This is a genomic window from Pseudomonas sp. DR208, assembly GCF_019823005.1.
GTDB classification, from domain to species: domain Bacteria; phylum Pseudomonadota; class Gammaproteobacteria; order Pseudomonadales; family Pseudomonadaceae; genus Aquipseudomonas; species Aquipseudomonas extremorientalis.
Map to the genome: position 1 here is coordinate 228,454 of NZ_CP081944.1, position 15,645 is coordinate 244,098.

15 protein-coding genes are annotated in these 15,645 nt (G+C 62.4%); 6 read left to right on the forward strand and 9 right to left on the reverse strand.

Annotated features, from left to right (window positions below):
- Positions 1-12 precede the first annotated feature (12 nt).
- Positions 13-900: a lysophospholipid acyltransferase gene (locus tag K5K89_RS01000; protein ID WP_222540697.1), complete on the forward strand. Its 888-nt coding sequence runs from the start codon at positions 13-15 to the stop codon at positions 898-900.
- Between the two features lie 123 nt (positions 901-1,023).
- Here K5K89_RS01000 and K5K89_RS01005 read toward each other — a convergent pair whose 3' ends face one another.
- From K5K89_RS01005 to def, 5 genes are all read right to left on the reverse strand, one after another.
- Positions 1,024-1,335, reverse strand: coding sequence for a hypothetical protein (locus tag K5K89_RS01005; RefSeq protein ID WP_222540698.1), 312 nt, complete (start codon positions 1,333-1,335; stop codon positions 1,024-1,026).
- A gap of 18 nt (positions 1,336-1,353) precedes the next feature.
- On the reverse strand, positions 1,354-2,727 hold the full coding sequence (gene trkA / locus K5K89_RS01010) for a Trk system potassium transporter TrkA (RefSeq protein WP_222540699.1): 1,374 nt from the start codon (positions 2,725-2,727) through the stop codon (positions 1,354-1,356).
- Positions 2,728-2,749: 22 nt separating this feature from the next.
- Positions 2,750-4,060, reverse strand: coding sequence for a 16S rRNA (cytosine(967)-C(5))-methyltransferase RsmB (gene rsmB, locus K5K89_RS01015; RefSeq protein WP_222540700.1), 1,311 nt, complete (start codon positions 4,058-4,060; stop codon positions 2,750-2,752).
- Entirely contained in the window at positions 4,057-5,007 is a 951-nt protein-coding gene (gene fmt / locus K5K89_RS01020; protein ID WP_071490901.1) for a methionyl-tRNA formyltransferase, read from the reverse strand. The genes rsmB and fmt overlap by 4 nt, the downstream gene beginning before the upstream one ends.
- Before the next feature lie 69 nt (positions 5,008-5,076).
- Positions 5,077-5,583 (reverse strand): peptide deformylase, encoded by a 507-nt coding sequence (gene def / locus K5K89_RS01025; protein ID WP_029290229.1) that lies wholly within the window; start codon positions 5,581-5,583, stop codon positions 5,077-5,079.
- A 135-nt stretch (positions 5,584-5,718) separates the two neighbouring features.
- Here def and K5K89_RS01030 point away from each other — a divergent pair, with 135 nt between their 5' ends.
- The 3 genes from K5K89_RS01030 to K5K89_RS01040 all read left to right on the forward strand — a co-directional run bounded on the left by K5K89_RS01030 (position 5,719) and on the right by K5K89_RS01040 (position 8,265).
- The gene (locus tag K5K89_RS01030) at positions 5,719-6,495 is read left to right on the forward strand and encodes a peptidoglycan-binding protein (RefSeq protein WP_222540701.1); all 777 of its coding nucleotides are present in this window, start codon (positions 5,719-5,721) and stop codon (positions 6,493-6,495) included.
- Positions 6,496-6,558: 63 nt separating this feature from the next.
- Positions 6,559-7,653 (forward strand): DNA-processing protein DprA, encoded by a 1,095-nt coding sequence (gene dprA / locus K5K89_RS01035; RefSeq protein ID WP_222540702.1) that lies wholly within the window; start codon positions 6,559-6,561, stop codon positions 7,651-7,653.
- A 54-nt stretch (positions 7,654-7,707) separates the two neighbouring features.
- Positions 7,708-8,265, forward strand: coding sequence for an L-threonylcarbamoyladenylate synthase (locus K5K89_RS01040; RefSeq protein ID WP_071490904.1), 558 nt, complete (start codon positions 7,708-7,710; stop codon positions 8,263-8,265).
- 131 nt (positions 8,266-8,396) lie between these two features.
- Here K5K89_RS01040 and K5K89_RS01045 read toward each other — a convergent pair whose 3' ends face one another.
- Positions 8,397-9,374 carry a quinone oxidoreductase family protein gene (locus tag K5K89_RS01045; RefSeq protein ID WP_222540703.1) on the reverse strand — a complete coding sequence of 326 codons (978 nt, stop codon included), beginning with the start codon at positions 9,372-9,374 and terminating at the stop codon, positions 8,397-8,399.
- Positions 9,375-9,534: 160 nt separating this feature from the next.
- Between K5K89_RS01045 and hemF the strand changes: the two genes are divergently transcribed.
- On the forward strand, positions 9,535-10,467 hold the full coding sequence (gene hemF / locus K5K89_RS01050) for an oxygen-dependent coproporphyrinogen oxidase (RefSeq protein WP_222540704.1): 933 nt from the start codon (positions 9,535-9,537) through the stop codon (positions 10,465-10,467).
- A complete protein-coding gene (gene aroE, locus K5K89_RS01055) occupies positions 10,467-11,285 on the forward strand; it encodes a shikimate dehydrogenase (RefSeq protein ID WP_071490907.1) in 819 nt (272 codons plus the stop codon). Before hemF ends, aroE begins: the two co-directional genes overlap by 1 nt.
- A gap of 114 nt (positions 11,286-11,399) precedes the next feature.
- Here the strand turns inward: aroE and K5K89_RS01060 are convergent, their stop codons facing one another.
- From K5K89_RS01060 to betC, 3 genes are all read right to left on the reverse strand, one after another.
- Entirely contained in the window at positions 11,400-12,968 is a 1,569-nt protein-coding gene (locus K5K89_RS01060) for a SulP family inorganic anion transporter (protein ID WP_222541669.1), read from the reverse strand.
- Between the two features lie 160 nt (positions 12,969-13,128).
- Positions 13,129-14,043: a choline ABC transporter substrate-binding protein gene (gene choX / locus K5K89_RS01065; protein WP_071490908.1), complete on the reverse strand. Its 915-nt coding sequence runs from the start codon at positions 14,041-14,043 to the stop codon at positions 13,129-13,131.
- Positions 14,044-14,059: 16 nt separating this feature from the next.
- Complete coding sequence (gene betC, locus K5K89_RS01070; protein WP_222540705.1) at positions 14,060-15,574, reverse strand: choline-sulfatase; 1,515 nt, start codon at positions 15,572-15,574, stop codon at positions 14,060-14,062.
- Positions 15,575-15,645: the final 71 nt, after the last annotated feature.

Consider the following 15,645-nt stretch of genomic DNA (forward strand, 5'->3'; position numbering starts at 1 on the left):
CAGGAGTGACCTGTGGAAAAGTTTAAAGGCGCCTTGCTGGTAGGCGCTCTGCGGTTGTTTGCCCTGCTGCCCTGGCGCGCTGTCCAGGCGGTTGGCACGGCCATCGGCTGGATCATGTGGAAAACCCCCAACCGCTCCCGTGACACGGTGCGGATCAACCTCTCCAAGTGCTTCCCGGACATGGACCCGGCTGCCCGTGAGCGCCTGGTCGGCCAGAGCCTGATGGACATCGGCAAGTCCCTGACCGAAAGCGCCTGCGCCTGGATCTGGCCGGCCCAGCGCTCCATCGACCTGGTACGTGAAGTCGAAGGCCTGGAATTGCTGCACGAAGCCCTGGCCTCGGGCAAAGGCGTGGTCGGCATCACCAGCCATCTGGGCAACTGGGAAGTGCTCAACCACTTCTATTGCAGCCAGTGCAAGCCGATCATTTTCTACCGCCCGCCCAAGCTCAAGGCGGTGGATGAACTGCTGCGCAAGCAGCGCGTGCAACTGGGTAACCGCGTGGCCGCGTCGACCAAGGAAGGCATCCTCAGCGTGATCAAGGAAGTGCGCAAGGGCGGCCAGGTGGGGATTCCCGCCGATCCGGAGCCGGCCGAATCCGCCGGGATCTTCGTGCCGTTCTTCGCCACCCAGGCGCTCACCAGCAAGTTCGTGCCGAACATGCTCGCTGGTCACAAGGCGGTGGGCGTGTTCCTGCATGCACTGCGGCTGCCGGATGGCTCGGGCTACAAGGTGATTCTGGAAGCGGCGCCGGAAGACATGTACAGCACCGATACCGCCACGTCCTGCGCGGCGATGAGCAAGGTGGTGGAACGTTACGTCGGTGCCTACCCGAGCCAGTACATGTGGAGCATGAAGCGCTTCAAGAAACGCCCGCCGGGTGAAGAGCGCTGGTACTGATTCAAGATCAACGCAAAACCAATGTGGGAGGGGGCTTGCCCCCGATAGCGGTTGCTCAGTCAAATATGTATCGACTGACACACTGCCATCGGGGGCAAGCCCCCTCCCACATTTAAGTCCTGCTCAGGCTTGGCGATCGATTTTTTTCAGGAACACAGTCATCTCTTTCTCTGCCTGCTTGTCGCCGTGAGCAAGCGCCGCTTCTATCCCCTTCTCCCACGCCAGCCGCGCCGCTGCACGATCTTCCAACCCCAACAGCGCCTTGCCCAACAACTTCCACGCCGCCGAATACTTCGGGTCGAACTCGACGCACTTGCTCAAATGCTCCGCCGCCTTGGCGTTGTCCTTCAGATCCAGATAACCCTTGCCCAAGCCAAACCGCAGCAGCGCGTTATCCACACCCTTGGCGAGCATTTTCTCCAGGGATTCGAGCATGCCGTTCACTCCATTCGATCAGAAAAAGCTCAACCCCACGTGGAACAGCTTCTCCACATCGCGGATATGTTTCTTGTCCACCAGGAACAGAATCACATGGTCCCCGGTTTGGATCACCGTATCGTCGTGGGCAATGATCACCTCTTCGTCACGGATGATCGCGCCAATGGTGGTACCTGGCGGCAAGCCGATATCGCCGATGGCCTTGCCGATCACCTTGCTCGACTTGGAGTCGCCATGGGCAATCGCCTCGATGGCTTCCGCCGCACCACGGCGCAGGGAGTGCACGCTGACGATATCGCCCCGGCGTACGTGGGCGAGCAAGGTGCCGATGGTAGCCAGCTGCGGGCTGATGGCGATGTCGATATCACCGCCCTGGATCAGGTCCACGTAGGCTGGGTTGTTGATGATGGTCATCACCTTCTTTGCCCCCAGCCGCTTGGCCAGCAACGACGACATGATGTTGGCTTCGTCATCGTTGGTCAGTGCCAGGAAGATGTCGGCGTCGGCGATGTTTTCTTCCATCAGCAGGTCGCGGTCCGAGGCGCTGCCTTGCAGTACGACGGTGCTGTCCAGGGTGTCGGACAAATGCCGGCAACGTGCCGGGCTCATCTCGATGATCTTGACCTGGTAGCGGCTTTCGATGGCTTCGGCCAGACGCTCGCCGATCTGCCCACCGCCGGCGATGACGATGCGCTTGTAGGTTTCGTCGAGGCGGCGCATTTCGCTCATCACCGCGCGAATATTCGCCTTGGCGGCGATGAAAAACACTTCGTCGTCGGCCTCGATCACCGTATCGCCCTGGGGCAGGATCGGACGGTCACGCCGGAAAATCGCCGCGACGCGGGTTTCCACATTCGGCATATGCTCGCGCAACTGGCGCAGTTGCTGGCCCACCAGCGGACCGCCGTAGTAGGCCTTTACCGCGACCAGTTGCGCCTTGCCGCCGGCAAAGTCGATCACTTGCAGAGCACCCGGGATTTCGATCAGGCGCTTGATGTAGTGGGTTACCACCTGTTCCGGACTGATCAGTACGTCTACCGGAATCGCGTCGTTGTCGAACAGCCCGGCGCGGGTCAGGTAGGCCGCTTCGCGTACGCGGGCGATCTTGGTCGGCGTGTGGAACAGGGTGTGGGCCACCTGGCAGGCGACCATGTTGGTTTCGTCACTGTTGGTCACGGCCACCAGCATGTCGGCGTCATCCGCACCGGCCTGGCGCAGCACGGTCGGGAACGAGGCGCGGCCTTGTACGGTGCGGATGTCGAGGCGGTCGCCGAGGTTGCGCAGGCGCTCGCTGTCGGTGTCGACCACGGTGATGTCGTTGGCTTCGCTGGCCAAATGTTCGGCCAAGGTGCCACCAACCTGCCCTGCCCCAAGGATGATGATTTTCATCCGGTCACTCCCTTTAACCCGTTCAGCCGCGCGCGGCGGCGATCTTGATCAGTTTGGCGTAGTAGAAGCCATCGTGTCCGCCTTCTTGCGCGAGCAACTGGCGACCGTGGGGCTGCTTGATGCCAGCGGCGGTGGCGAGGTCCAGCTCCCGTGCACCGCTGGTGCGGGCGAGGAAGGCTTCGATCACCTCGGTGTTTTCCGTCGGCAAGGTGGAGCAGGTGGCGTAGAGCAGGATGCCGCCGACTTCCAGGGTCGACCACATCGCGTCGAGCAACTCGCCCTGCAGCACGGCCAGGGCGGCGATGTCATCGGGTTGGCGGGTGAGCTTGATGTCCGGGTGGCGACGGATTACGCCGGTGGCGGAACAGGGTGCATCGAGCAGGATGCGCTGGAAGGGTTTGCCGTCCCACCACGTCGCGGTGTCACGGCCGTCGGCGGCAATCAGCTCGGCGCTGAGGCCCAGGCGCGCCAGGTTTTCACGCACGCGCACCAGGCGCTTGGCTTCCAGGTCGACGGCGACGACACCTGCCAAGTCCTTTTCGACCTCCAGAATGTGACACGTCTTACCGCCTGGCGCGCAGCAGGCGTCGAGGACGCGTTGGCCCGGTGCCAGGTCGAGCAGGTCGGCAGCCAGTTGTGCGGCCTCGTCCTGCACGCTGATCCAGCCTTCGGCAAAGCCCGGCAGGTTGCGCACATCGGTGGCCGCTTCGAGCACGATGCCGTCGACGCTGTACACGCAGGGCGTGGCATTGATGCCGGCGGTCGTGAGCAATTGCAGGTAGGCGTCACGGCTGTGGTGACGGCGGTTGACCCGCAGGATCATCGGCGGATGCGCATTGTTAGCCGCGCAGATGGCTTCCCACTGTTCGGGCCAGAACGCCTTCAGGGATTTTTGCAGCCAGCGCGGGTGAGCGGTACGCACCACCGGGTCATGTTCCAGCTCGGCCAGCAGCGCTTCGCTTTCGCGCTGGGCGCGGCGCAGCACGGCGTTGAGCAGGGCCTTGGCCCAGGGCTTTTTCAGTTTGTCGGCGCAACCGACCGTCTCGCCGATGGCTGCGTGGGCCGGCACACGGGTGTAGAGCAACTGATAGAGGCCCACCAGCAGCAGCGCTTCCACATCGGCATCGGCGGCCTTGAACGGCTTCTGCAGCAACTTGGCCGCCAGTGCCGACAGGCGTGGCTGCCAGCGCGCGGTGCCGAAGGCCAGGTCCTGGGTGAAACCGCGATCGCGGTCTTCGACCTTGTCCAACTGGGTCGGCAATGAACTGTTCAGCGACGCCTTGCCGTTGAGGACGGCGGCGAGAGCCTTGGCGGCAGCCAGACGTGGGTTCATTGGGCTGTCCCGAGGATGGTGCCCAGGGCAAATTTTTCACGACGGCTGTTGAACAAATCACTGAAATTAAGCGCCTTGCCACCGGGCAATTGCAGACGGGTCAGGCACAGCGCCTGCTCGCCGCATGCGACCAGCAGGCCGTCCTTGCTGGCGCCGATGATTTCACCCGGAACGCCTTTGCCCTCGGCGAGTTTGGCGGCCAACACTTTTACGGCTTCGCCATTGAGGGTGCTGTGGCAGACCGGCCAGGGGTTGAAGGCACGTACCAGGCGTTCCAGCTCCACGGCCGGGCGGCTCCAGTCGATACGCGCTTCGTCTTTGTTCAGTTTGTGGGCGTAGGTGGCCAGGCTGTCGTCCTGGACTTCGCCCTCCAGGGTGCCGGCGGCCAGGCCGGCGATGGCCTGGATCACGGCGGGCGGGCCCAGTTCGGCGAGGCGGTCGTGCAGGCTGCCGCCGGTGTCTTCGCCGGTGATCGGGGTGGTGACCTTGAGCAGCATCGGGCCGGTGTCCAAGCCCGCCTCCATGCGCATCACGGTCACGCCGCTTTCGCTGTCGCCGGCTTCCACGGCACGTTGGATCGGCGCCGCACCGCGCCAGCGTGGCAGCAGCGAGGCATGGCTGTTGATGCAGCCCAGGCGCGGGATATCCAGCACCACTTGCGGCAGGATCAAGCCGTAGGCTACGACCACCAACAGGTCAGGCTTCAGTGCTGCCAGCTCGGCTTGGGCTTCGGTATTACGCAGGGTCGGCGGCTGCAGCACGGGAACATTGTGCTCCAGCGCCAGCTGCTTGACCGGGCTTGGCATCAGTTTTTGCCCGCGACCGGCCGGGCGATCCGGCTGGGTGTACACCGCGACGATGTCATAAGGGCTGGCAAGCAGGGCCTTGAGGTGTTCGGCGGCGAATTCTGGAGTGCCGGCAAAAACAATGCGCAGTGGCTCGGTCATGGGAGGTCTCGGTTAAAAGCAGTCACAAAAGAAAAAGGCTTGCCGCAGCAAGCCTTTGGAAGAAGGGCATCAAGCTTGCTGGCGATGCTTTTTTTCCAGCTTCTTCTTGATCCGGTCGCGCTTGAGCGTGGACAGGTAATCGACAAACAGCTTGCCGTTGAGGTGGTCGCATTCGTGCTGGATGCACACCGCCAGCAGGCCTTCGGCAATCAGCTCGAACGGCTTGCCGTCGCGGTCCAGGGCCTTGATCTTCACGCGCAGCGGGCGCTCGACGTTCTCGTAGAACTCGGGCACCGACAGGCAGCCTTCCTGATACTCGCCCATCTCGTCGGTCAGCGGTTCGAACTCGGGGTTGATGTACACCATCGGTTCGCTGCGATCTTCCGACAGGTCCATGACCACGACACGCAGGTGTACGTTGACCTGGGTCGCGGCGAGGCCGATGCCTGGGGCTTCATACATTGTTTCAAACATGTCATCGACCAACTGACGAACCTTGTCGTCCACTACGGCCACCGGCTTGGCGATCGTGCGCAAACGCGAGTCGGGAAATTCGAGGATGTTCAAAATAGCCATAAGCGTAATTGCTGCACATGTGAGGTAAAGGCAAATCGGCGTTGGGATGGACCCAGACAGCCGGTGTGAAACGCCCCGAAGCCGCGAAGGCCCTGGCATTTCACGCGAACGCACATAATAAAGGAGATTCACCCCATGAGGAAATCGCTACTCGTCTTGCTGCTGTGGGCCCCGTTTGCCATGGCCCTGCTGCCCCAGCCCGTCCAGCGCCTGGATCAATCGACACAACAGGCCATCCAGCGCTTTTTACTGCACAACCGCATTCTTGATTCGCCACAGGACCTGGACAGCGCGCCGTACATTGTTGCCGCTGATGCGGGTCGAGTGCTGGGGGGCAACGGTGAGCGGGTGCATGCCAGGGGCAACCTGGATCCTTCCCAACCCCATTACGGAATATTCCGACGCGGCAAGGTCTACACCGACCCGCAGACCCAAGAACTACTGGGCATCAACGCCGACGATATCGGCACTGCCCGTTTCGTCACGGCTGGCGACCTCACCACCCTGGCCGTGCAGCGAGTGACCCAGGAGGTGCGCCCGGGTGACCGCCTGCTACGCGCGCAATCTCCTGTCGATCCGGCCTCCCTGGAGGTCATTTCAACGGCACCCTTCATCGAAGGGCACATCATCGATATCCCCAAGGGTGTCACCCAGATCGGCGTGCTCGATGCTGTCACCCTGAACAAAGGCCGCCGTGACGGCCTGGTCGAAGGCCAACTGCTCAGCGTGATCAAGGCTGGCGCAACCGTGCGCGACAGCCTCACCGGCACGCCGACCCGACTCCCCGATGAACGTGCCGGCACCCTGCTGGTATTTCGCACCTACGAAAAGCTCAGTTACGGCCTGATCCTCAATGCCTCGCGACCGCTGGCGGTGATGGACCGTTTCGAGACTGCCCATCAAACACAATGAATAGGTTGCTAAATAAGTTACCAACAGAGTTATCCACAGCTTGTTCCGGTCAAGGATGATCAAATGAATCCGATAAACAGTCATGAAATATCCCCGTCAGAACTGGAAGCCCGACTACGCTTGCACAGGCTGCCGGAACTGGGCCCCAAGCGTTTTCGCTTATTGATCGAAGCGTTCGGCTCTGCGTCAAAGGCCATCAGTGCCCCCGCCAGTGCCTGGCGTTCGCTCGGGTTGCCAGCCATCAGCGCCGATGCCCGGCGCAGCCATGAAATCCGCGAGGGCGCCAGCGCGGCATTGGCCTGGCTGGGGTGCCCTACCCAGCATTTGCTGATGTGGGACCAACCGGAGTACCCCGCACTGCTCGCCCAGATTGACGACGCGCCGCCGCTGTTGTTCGTCGCGGGTGACCCTCTGATCCTGGAAAAACCGCAACTGGCGATGGTGGGAAGCCGCCGCGCATCCCGTCCTGGCATGGACACCGCCGCTGCGTTTTCCCGCAGCCTGGCGAGCGCGGGTTTTGTCATCACCAGCGGCCTGGCCTTGGGTATTGACGGCGCCGCCCATCAAGCCGCATTGGACGTGGGCGGCCAGACAATCGGCGTCCTCGGCACCGGCCTCGAAAATTTTTATCCACAGCGCCACCGACGGCTGGCGGCGGCGATGATTGACCAGGGCAGCGCCGTGGTTTCCGAGTTTCCGCTGGACGCCCCGCCTCAGGCGGCCAATTTCCCCAGGCGTAACCGCATCATCAGTGGCCTGTCCCTTGGCGTATTGGTGGTGGAAGCGAGCATGGCCAGTGGTTCGCTGATTACGGCCAAGCTGGCGGCCGAGCAGGGTCGTGAGGTGTACGCGATTCCGGGCTCCATCCATCACCCCGGCGCCAAGGGTTGCCATCAGTTGATTCGCGACGGTGCGGTATTGGTGGAAACCATCGAGCACATTCTTGAAGGCTTGCGCGGCTGGCACGCGCTGTCCCGTCCGGCGCCGATGCCGGTGACCCATCCGCTGGTAGCGCTGCTGCACGCGGCGCCGCACAGCAGTGAAGCGCTGGCGATTGCCAGCGGGCGGCCGTTGTCCCAGGTGTTGGCGACGCTTACGGAGCTGGAGCTTGAAGGCCAGGTCATCTGCGAAAGCGGGCGCTGGCTTGCGCGCTGCTAGGTTTTGTAACGAAGATCGGTAAACTGCGCAGAGCTTTAGTCTGGAGAGTGAACAATGGTCAACCGGTGGCGTGTGCTGGAAACCGCACGAGAAATTCGCGCAGGCGCGGTGATTGCCTACCCAACCGAAGCGGTTTGGGGCCTGGGCTGCGACCCGTGGAACGAAGAAGCAGTGGACCGTTTGCTCGCCATCAAGAATCGCTCGGTGGACAAGGGCCTGATCCTGGTGGCGGACAGCATCCGCCAGTTCGACTTTCTCTTCGAAGACTTCCCGCAAGAGTGGATCGACCGCATGGCCGCCACCTGGCCCGGGCCGAATACCTGGCTGGTGCCCCATCAGGACTTGCTGCCGGAATGGGTGACAGGTGTGCATGACACGGTGGCGCTGCGGGTGACGGACCATCCGCTGGTGCGGGACTTGTGCTCGCTGGTGGGGCCGTTGATTTCCACCTCGGCCAACCCTCAGGGTCGCCCGGCTGCGCGTACGCGGATTCGCGTGGAGCAATACTTCCGTGGCCAGGTGGACCTGGTGTTGGGCGGCGCCCTGGGGGGGCGCAAGAACCCCAGCCTGATTCGCGACCTGGTGACCGGCGAGGTTGTGCGGCCTTCCTGAGACCGAGGTGCGGCCATCGCGGGCAAGCCCGGCTCCCACCCCTGATCCGCGTCTTTCATGACAACGCGGTCAAATGTGGGAGCCGGGCTTGCCCGCGATGAGGCCCTTATAGACTCCAGATATCGATTGGCTTACGGCAGCAGAATGGTCGACCCCGTCGTGCGCCGTGCCGACAACTCAGTCTGCGCCTTGGCTGCCTCTGCCAGCGAGTACCGCTGGTTGATATCAATGCGCACCTTGCCGCTCTTGATCATCGAGAACAGGTCATCGGCCATCGCCTGCAGGTTCTGCTGGTTGTTGGCATAGGTCGCCAAGGTCGGCCGGGTGACGTACAGCGAGCCCTTGGCCGACAGGATCCCCAGGTTCACCCCATCCACCGCGCCTGACGCATTGCCGAAGCTCACCACCAGCCCACGGGGCGCCACGCTGTCCAGCGAGGTCAGCCAGGTGTCCTTGCCAACACCGTCATACACCACCGGCACCTTTTTGCCGTCGGTCAATTCCAGCACGCGCTGGGCGACGTTTTCCTTGCTGTAGTCGATGGTTTCCCAGGCGCCGAGGGATTTGGCCAGGGCAGCTTTTTCCGGCGAGCTCACCGTTCCGATCAGCTTGACGCCCAGGGCCTTCGCCCACTGGCACGCCAGGGAGCCTACGCCGCCGGCAGCCGCGTGGAACAAGATGGTTTCACCGCCTTTGAGTTCATAGGTCTGTCGCAGCAGATACTGCACGGTCAGGCCCTTGAGCATGGCGCCGGCGGCCTGTTCGAAGCTGATATCGTCCGGCAAGTGCACCAGGTTGGCGGCGGGCAACACATGCAATTGGCTGTAGGCGCCCAACGGGCCACTGCCGTAGGCCACGCGATCGCCGACTTTGAATTGGGTGACTTCACTGCCGACGGCATCGACCACGCCGGCGCCTTCTGCGCCCAGCCCCGATGGCAAGGCCGGCGGCGCGTACAGGCCGCTGCGGAAATAGGTGTCGATGAAGTTCAGGCCGATCGCCTCGTTACGCACGCGAACCTGCTGCGGGCCAGGCTCGGCCGGCGTGTAGTCCACATACTCAAGCACTTCGGGGCCGCCATGGGCGCTGAACTGGATACGTTTGGCCATCTGCACTTCTCCTTAAGGTCGAATCGCGTAGCCCCCTATCGGACTCCTAAGCTTGATCTTCGTCAACTGCGACGTACGTGGGTGCGGTGTTATCCTGTGCGCCCATTTGCCGCCGACGCCCAATGGCTTCGCGTAGCTTTGCCCGATTCAAGGTGATGCCATGACTACCCGCACCGAGGCTGTAAAGGCCTACCTGCTTGACCTGCAAGACCGCATTTGCAGCGCCCTGGAAACCTTCGAGACGGACACTCGCTTTATCGAAGACGCCTGGACCCGGCCTGCCGGCGGCGGCGGTCGCACCCGTGTGATCGAGAACGGTACGGTGATCGAAAAAGGCGGCGTTAACTTTTCCCACGTATTTGGCAGCGGCCTGCCGCCGTCTGCCAGCGCGCATCGGCCTGAGCTGGCCGGTCGCGGTTTCGAGGCCCTGGGTGTGTCGCTGGTGATCCACCCGCATAACCCTCATGTGCCGACTTCCCACGCCAACGTGCGCTTTTTCATCGCAGAAAAAGAAGGCGAAGAACCGGTGTGGTGGTTCGGCGGTGGCTTCGACCTCACGCCTTACTACGGCAACGAAGAAGACTGCATCCACTGGCACCGCGTGGCCGAGCAGGCCTGCGCGCCGTTCGGTCCTGAGGTGTATTCGCGCTACAAAGCGTGGTGCGACACCTACTTCCACATCAAGCATCGCAACGAACCGCGTGGTATCGGCGGCCTGTTTTTCGATGACCTGAACGAGTGGGGCTTCGACACCTGCTTCGCCTTCATCCGTGCCATCGGTGATGCCTACCTCGACGCCTACCTGCCGATCGTGCAGCGCCGCAAGGCCATTGCCTACACCGAGCAACAGCGCGAATTCCAGGAATTTCGCCGGGGCCGCTACGTTGAATTCAACCTGGTCTACGACCGTGGCACCTTGTTCGGGTTGCAGTCGGGCGGGCGTACCGAGTCGATCCTGATGTCGCTGCCGCCGCAAGTGCGCTGGAGCTACGACTGGAAGGCCGAGGCCGGCAGTGAAGAAGCACGCCTCACCGACTACTTCCTGCAAGACCGTGACTGGCTGGGCCTTGACGCGCCCAAGGCAGCTGTCTGATGGACCGTTATGTGGTGTTCGGCAACCCCATCGGCCACAGCAAGTCGCCGCTGATCCACCGCATGTTCGCCGAGCAGACCGGCGAGCAACTGGACTACAGCACCTTGCTGGCGCCGTTGGAGGATTTCATCGGCTGTGCCCGTGAGTTCTTTCAGCAGGGCCGTGGCGCCAACGTCACCGTGCCGTTCAAGGAAGACGCCTACCGACTGGCCGACACCCTGACCGAGCGCGCCCAACGTGCCGGCGCGGTGAACACCTTGAGCAAGCTGGCAGACGGCAGCCTGTTGGGCGACAACACCGATGGCGCCGGCCTGGTGCGCGATCTCACCATCAACGCCGGGCTGAGCCTGCAAGGCAAACGCATCCTGCTGCTGGGCGCGGGTGGTGCGGTGCGTGGCGCGCTGGAACCGTTGCTGGCCGAGCAGCCGGGCTCGCTGATCATCGCCAACCGCACCGTGGAAAAGGCCGAATTGCTCGCCGAGCTGTTCGACGACCTGGGCCCGGTATCTGCCAGCGGTTTCGACTGGCTGCGTGAGCCGGTGGACGTGATCATCAACGCCACGTCCGCCAGCCTGTCAGGCGATGTACCGCCGATTGCGGGTAGCCTGATCGAGCCGGGCAAGACCTTTTGCTACGACATGATGTACGCCAAGGAACCGACCGCGTTCTGCCGTTGGGCGACGGAGCACGGTGCAGCGGTGGCGATGGATGGCCTGGGCATGCTGGTGGAACAGGCGGCGGAAGCCTTCTACCTGTGGCGCGGCGTGCGCCCGGATTCGGCGCCTGTATTGGCTGAACTTCGCCGCCAGTTGATCTGACACTGATCCGAATGTGGGAGGGGGCTTGCCCCCGATGAGGGAGTGTCAGTTGATACATCCATGGCTGACACACCGCTATCGGGGGCAAGCCCCCTCCCACATTGTTGATCGTTTTCAGTCTTGGAACTGGATGGGGCAGTTGTCGGCCCCTTCCAGTTTCCTCAACTCTTCCATCACCTGCGGCCGAGCCCGGCGCAAGGTCAAACTACGTCCCAACCCACGTAGTCGCCGCGCTTCCTGGTGCAGCATCTCCACCCCGGAATAGTCGATAAAGTTGATCTGCTGCGCCTCGATCACCACCCGCTCGCCCTGCAGGCTTTGCAGACGCACTTGCAGGTAATGGCTAGCGCCGAAAAAGATCGAGCCGCCCACCCGCAGCACATCCTCATCACCATCTCGCCACTGTTGTACCCGTGGCTGGGAGGTGCGCTTGAGGTAGAAAAACAGCGACGCCAGCACCCCTGCATAAATGGCGGTTTGCAGCTCCAGCAACAAGGTGGCCACACACGTCAAGCTCATCACCACAAACTCGGCGCGACTGACGCGGAACAGCGCACGAATGCCGCGACGGTCCACCAGCCCCCAACTGATCAGCAAGATGCTCGCGGCCATGCTCGGGATCGGAATATGGGCGATCAGGGCCGCGCCAAATAACGCGAACAACGCCACCCATAACGCGGAAAACACCCCGGCCAACGGCGAGCAGGCGCCCGCCTCGTAGCTGAGGCCGGAACGTGTGAACGAGCCGGCTGACAGGTAGCCGGAGAAAAATCCGCCCACAATATTGGATAGACCCTGTGCACGGACTTCCTGGTTGGCGTCGAGCAATTGCTGTGAGCGCGCCGACAACGAGCGGGCAATCGACAGGCTGGTCACCAACCCGAGCATGCCCAGCGCCACGGCGCTCGGCAGCAGGCGCAGGAGCATGTCCAGGTCCATCGGCAACGGGCTGAACGGCGGCAGTTTGCCCACAAACGAACTGACCAGCGCTACGTGCCCGAACATCGCTGGCCACAGCCACGCCACCAGGCTGCCCAGTGCCAGCGCAATCAACAGCGTTGGCCAGCGAGGCACCAGGTACTTGAGCAGCGCGCCGACCAGCAACGTGCCAAACCCCAGTAAGAGGGACGCGTGGTCCCATTCGCCGCTGTGATGGATCAGTGCCAACAAGCTATTGATGGCGGTGGCCTGGCTTGGCAGATCCAGCCCCATCAGGTTGGGCAACTGGCCGAGGGCGATCACCACGGCGGCACCCAAGGTGAACCCGAGCACCACCGAGTGCGATACAAAATTTACCAACGCGCCGAAGCGCAGCATGCCCAACAGCCACTGGAAAACGCCGGCGAGGAAGGTCAGTAGCAGGATCAGGGTGATGTAGTCCTGTGACCCCGGCACGGCCAATGGACTGACGCTGGCGTACAACACAATGGAAATCGCCGCCGTGGGCCCGCAGATCAAGTGCCAGGACGAACCCCAGAGGCAAGCGATCAGTACCGGGATGATCGCGGCGTACAGGCCGTACTCGGGTGGGAGACCGGCAATCAGCGCGTAGGCAATCGACTGTGGCAGGGCGAGGACTGCGCCACTGAGGCCGACGATTGCATCCCGGCCGACGCTGGCACGGGTTTGGCGCGGGAGCCAGCTGAGGAAGGGAAAGAGTGTGTGGCGGTTGGGCCGGGGCATCGCGGACTCGGATCGGAAGGTTTGCATCAGAGTATCAGTACACACAGGGCCTATGTGGGAGGGGGCTTGCCCCCGATGAGGGTGTGTCAGTTGATACATCCATGGCTGAGACACCGCTATCGGGGGCAAGCCCCCTCCCACATTTGAATTGCATCAGGCCTCAGAGTCTGGCTTTAACTGCAGGGAGTGCGTCTTGGCCGTCCAGTGTTTTTACACCCTCCAGCCACTTATCCAATACCGCCGGATTGGCCTTGATCCACGCCTTCGCCGCATCGGCGTTGCTGACCTTGTTGTTGGCGACCTCGGCCATGATGCCGTTCTCCATCTCCTGGGTAAAACTCAGGTTGGTCAGCAGTTTTCCTACGTTCGGGCAGGCCTGTGCGTAACCCTTGCGGGTCAAGGTATACACGCTGCCGGTGTCACCAAAGTATTTCTCGCCACCCTTGAGGTAGCGCATTTTCAACTGCACGTTCATCGGGTGCGGGGTCCAGCCGAGGAAGGTGACGAATTTCTGTTTCTTCACCGCCCGCGACACTTCCGCCAGCATCGCCTGCTCGCTGGACTCGACCAGCTTCCACTGGCCCAGGTCGAAGTCGTTCTTCTTGATGATTTCCTGCAACGAGATATTCGCCGGCGCACCGGAGCCGATGCCGTAGATCTTCTTGTCGAACTTGTCGGCAAACTTGTTCAGGTCGGCAAAGTCATGCACCCCGGCGTCCCACACATAGTCGGGCACAGCGAGAGTGAACTCGGTGCCGTCGAGGTTTTTCGCCAGTTGCACCACATCGCCATTGGCCACGAACTTGTCGTAGAAGCCCTGCTGCGCCGGCATCCAGTTGCCGAGGAACACGTCCACCTGGCCGTCCTTGAGCCCGCCGAAGGTGATCGGCACCGCCAGGGTGTCCACCTTCGGTTTGTAGCCCATGCCGGTCAGCAGGAAACCGGCGATGGCGTTGGTGGCTGCGATATCGCTCCAGCCCGGATCGGCCATTTTTACCGTTTCACAACTGGCGTCCGCGTACACGTTGGCGCTGGTCAGTACCAACAGGCTCAACATCACAGTCAACTTTTGCATGGCCTTCCCTCTGTATTTATTGGTTTTGGCAGGGTTGTGGATAACGTGCCTTGCGCTCCAGGTCGTCGAGGTCGATATGGTTGCGCATGTATTGCTGACTGGCTTCCACCAGTGGCTGGTGATCCCAGCTCTTCAGCTTGCCCTGGGTGAGTGCCTCGAATACCAGGCGACGACGGCGTTGGCTGGCGAGTACCTGCTGGTGGATCGCCGGGATGTCCCATTTGGCCCGCGCCTCACTCAAAAACGCCTCGAACAGTGGCCGGTGTTCCGGTGACTGGCTGAGGTTCTCCCGCTCGTGCGGGTCGTTGTGCACATCGAACAGTAGACAAGGGTCGTCTTCGCTGTAGATGAATTTGTAGGCGCCTCGGCGAATCATCATCAGCGGGCTGATGGTGCCTTCGGCCATGTATTCGCCGAACACTTCGTCGTGCCCGCCCTGCCCTTGCAAGTGCGGGACCAGCGAGCGGCCGTCCAGCGGCAGGCGCGGGTCCAGTTCGCCGCCGGCCAGTTCCACCAGGGTCGGCAGCAGGTCGGCGGTGGACACAGCTTGCGTCACTCGACCCGCCGCGAATTGCCCCGGCGCACTGACCAGCAGCGGTACGCGCGCGGCCATTTCGAACCAGTGCATTTTGTACCAGAGCCCGCGCTCGCCGAGCATGTCACCGTGGTCGCCGGAGAAGATGATGATGGTGTCATCGGCCAGGCCGGTGTCTTCCAGGGTCTGCAGCAGCTTGCCGACATTGCTGTCGATGTAGCTGCACGCGCCGAAGTAGGCGCGGCGCGCATCGCGGATCTTATCCACGGGCAGCGGTTTGTCCCACAGGTCGTAGACCTTGAGCAGGCGCTGGGAGTGGGGGTCGAGATCAGCCTGGGCAGGCGTTGCAGGCAGGGGGATGTCGGCGTCGTCGTACAGGTCCCAGAACGGCTTGGGAATGGTGTACGGGTCGTGCGGGTGGGTCATCGATACCGTCAGGCAGAACGGTCGTTCGCCGTCTTCGCGGATATGGTCGAACAGGTATTGCCGGGCCTTGAACACCACCTCTTCGTCGAAATCCAGCTGGTTGGTGCGCACGCACGGGCCGGCTTGCAGCACCGACGACATGTTGTGGTACCAGGTGGGGCGCACGTGCGGCTCGTCCCAGTTCACCGCCCAGCCATAGTCGGCGGGGTAGATGTCGCTGGTCAGGCGTTCTTCGTAACCGTGCAGTTGGTCGGGGCCGCAGAAGTGCATCTTGCCCGACAGCGCGGTGCGGTAGCCGAGGCGGCGCAGGTAGTGAGCGTAGGTCGGCACGTCGGCGGGGAAATCGGCGGCGTTGTCGTAGGCGCCGATCTTGCTCGGCAACTGACCGCTGACCAAGGTAAAGCGCGACGGTGCGCACAGCGGGCTGTTGCAGTACGCGGCATCGAACACCACGCCCTGTGCGGCGAGGCGGCTCAGGTTGGGCAATTTGATGGGGGAAGGTCCGTAGAACGGCAACATCGGCGCGGCCATTTGATCGGCCATGATGAAAAGAATGTTCTTGCGCTTCATGATCTATCGGCATTCCATAGGCGGTGTTTATGCGAATGAGCATGCAGCCCATGGAAAATGGGGTAAAGCCC

What these genes read in the sequence shown, in the direction of transcription:
- aroE (WP_071490907.1), top strand. Translation starts at nt 10,467, where the DNA reads ATGGACCGTTATGTGGTGTTCGGCAACCCCATCGGCCACAGCAAGTCG.
- K5K89_RS01045 (WP_222540703.1), bottom strand. Translation starts at nt 9,374, where the DNA reads ATGGCCAAACGTATCCAGTTCAGCGCCCATGGCGGCCCCGAAGTGCTT.
- hemF (WP_222540704.1), top strand. Translation starts at nt 9,535, where the DNA reads ATGACTACCCGCACCGAGGCTGTAAAGGCCTACCTGCTTGACCTGCAA.
- betC (WP_222540705.1), bottom strand. Translation starts at nt 15,574, where the DNA reads ATGAAGCGCAAGAACATTCTTTTCATCATGGCCGATCAAATGGCCGCG.
- dprA (WP_222540702.1), top strand. Translation starts at nt 6,559, where the DNA reads ATGAATCCGATAAACAGTCATGAAATATCCCCGTCAGAACTGGAAGCC.
- rsmB (WP_222540700.1), bottom strand. Translation starts at nt 4,060, where the DNA reads ATGAACCCACGTCTGGCTGCCGCCAAGGCTCTCGCCGCCGTCCTCAAC.
- fmt (WP_071490901.1), bottom strand. Translation starts at nt 5,007, where the DNA reads ATGACCGAGCCACTGCGCATTGTTTTTGCCGGCACTCCAGAATTCGCC.
- K5K89_RS01060 (WP_222541669.1), bottom strand. Translation starts at nt 12,968, where the DNA reads ATGCCCCGGCCCAACCGCCACACACTCTTTCCCTTCCTCAGCTGGCTC.
- trkA (WP_222540699.1), bottom strand. Translation starts at nt 2,727, where the DNA reads ATGAAAATCATCATCCTTGGGGCAGGGCAGGTTGGTGGCACCTTGGCC.
- def (WP_029290229.1), bottom strand. Translation starts at nt 5,583, where the DNA reads ATGGCTATTTTGAACATCCTCGAATTTCCCGACTCGCGTTTGCGCACG.
- choX (WP_071490908.1), bottom strand. Translation starts at nt 14,043, where the DNA reads ATGCAAAAGTTGACTGTGATGTTGAGCCTGTTGGTACTGACCAGCGCC.
- K5K89_RS01040 (WP_071490904.1), top strand. Translation starts at nt 7,708, where the DNA reads ATGGTCAACCGGTGGCGTGTGCTGGAAACCGCACGAGAAATTCGCGCA.
- K5K89_RS01005 (WP_222540698.1), bottom strand. Translation starts at nt 1,335, where the DNA reads ATGCTCGAATCCCTGGAGAAAATGCTCGCCAAGGGTGTGGATAACGCG.
- K5K89_RS01030 (WP_222540701.1), top strand. Translation starts at nt 5,719, where the DNA reads ATGAGGAAATCGCTACTCGTCTTGCTGCTGTGGGCCCCGTTTGCCATG.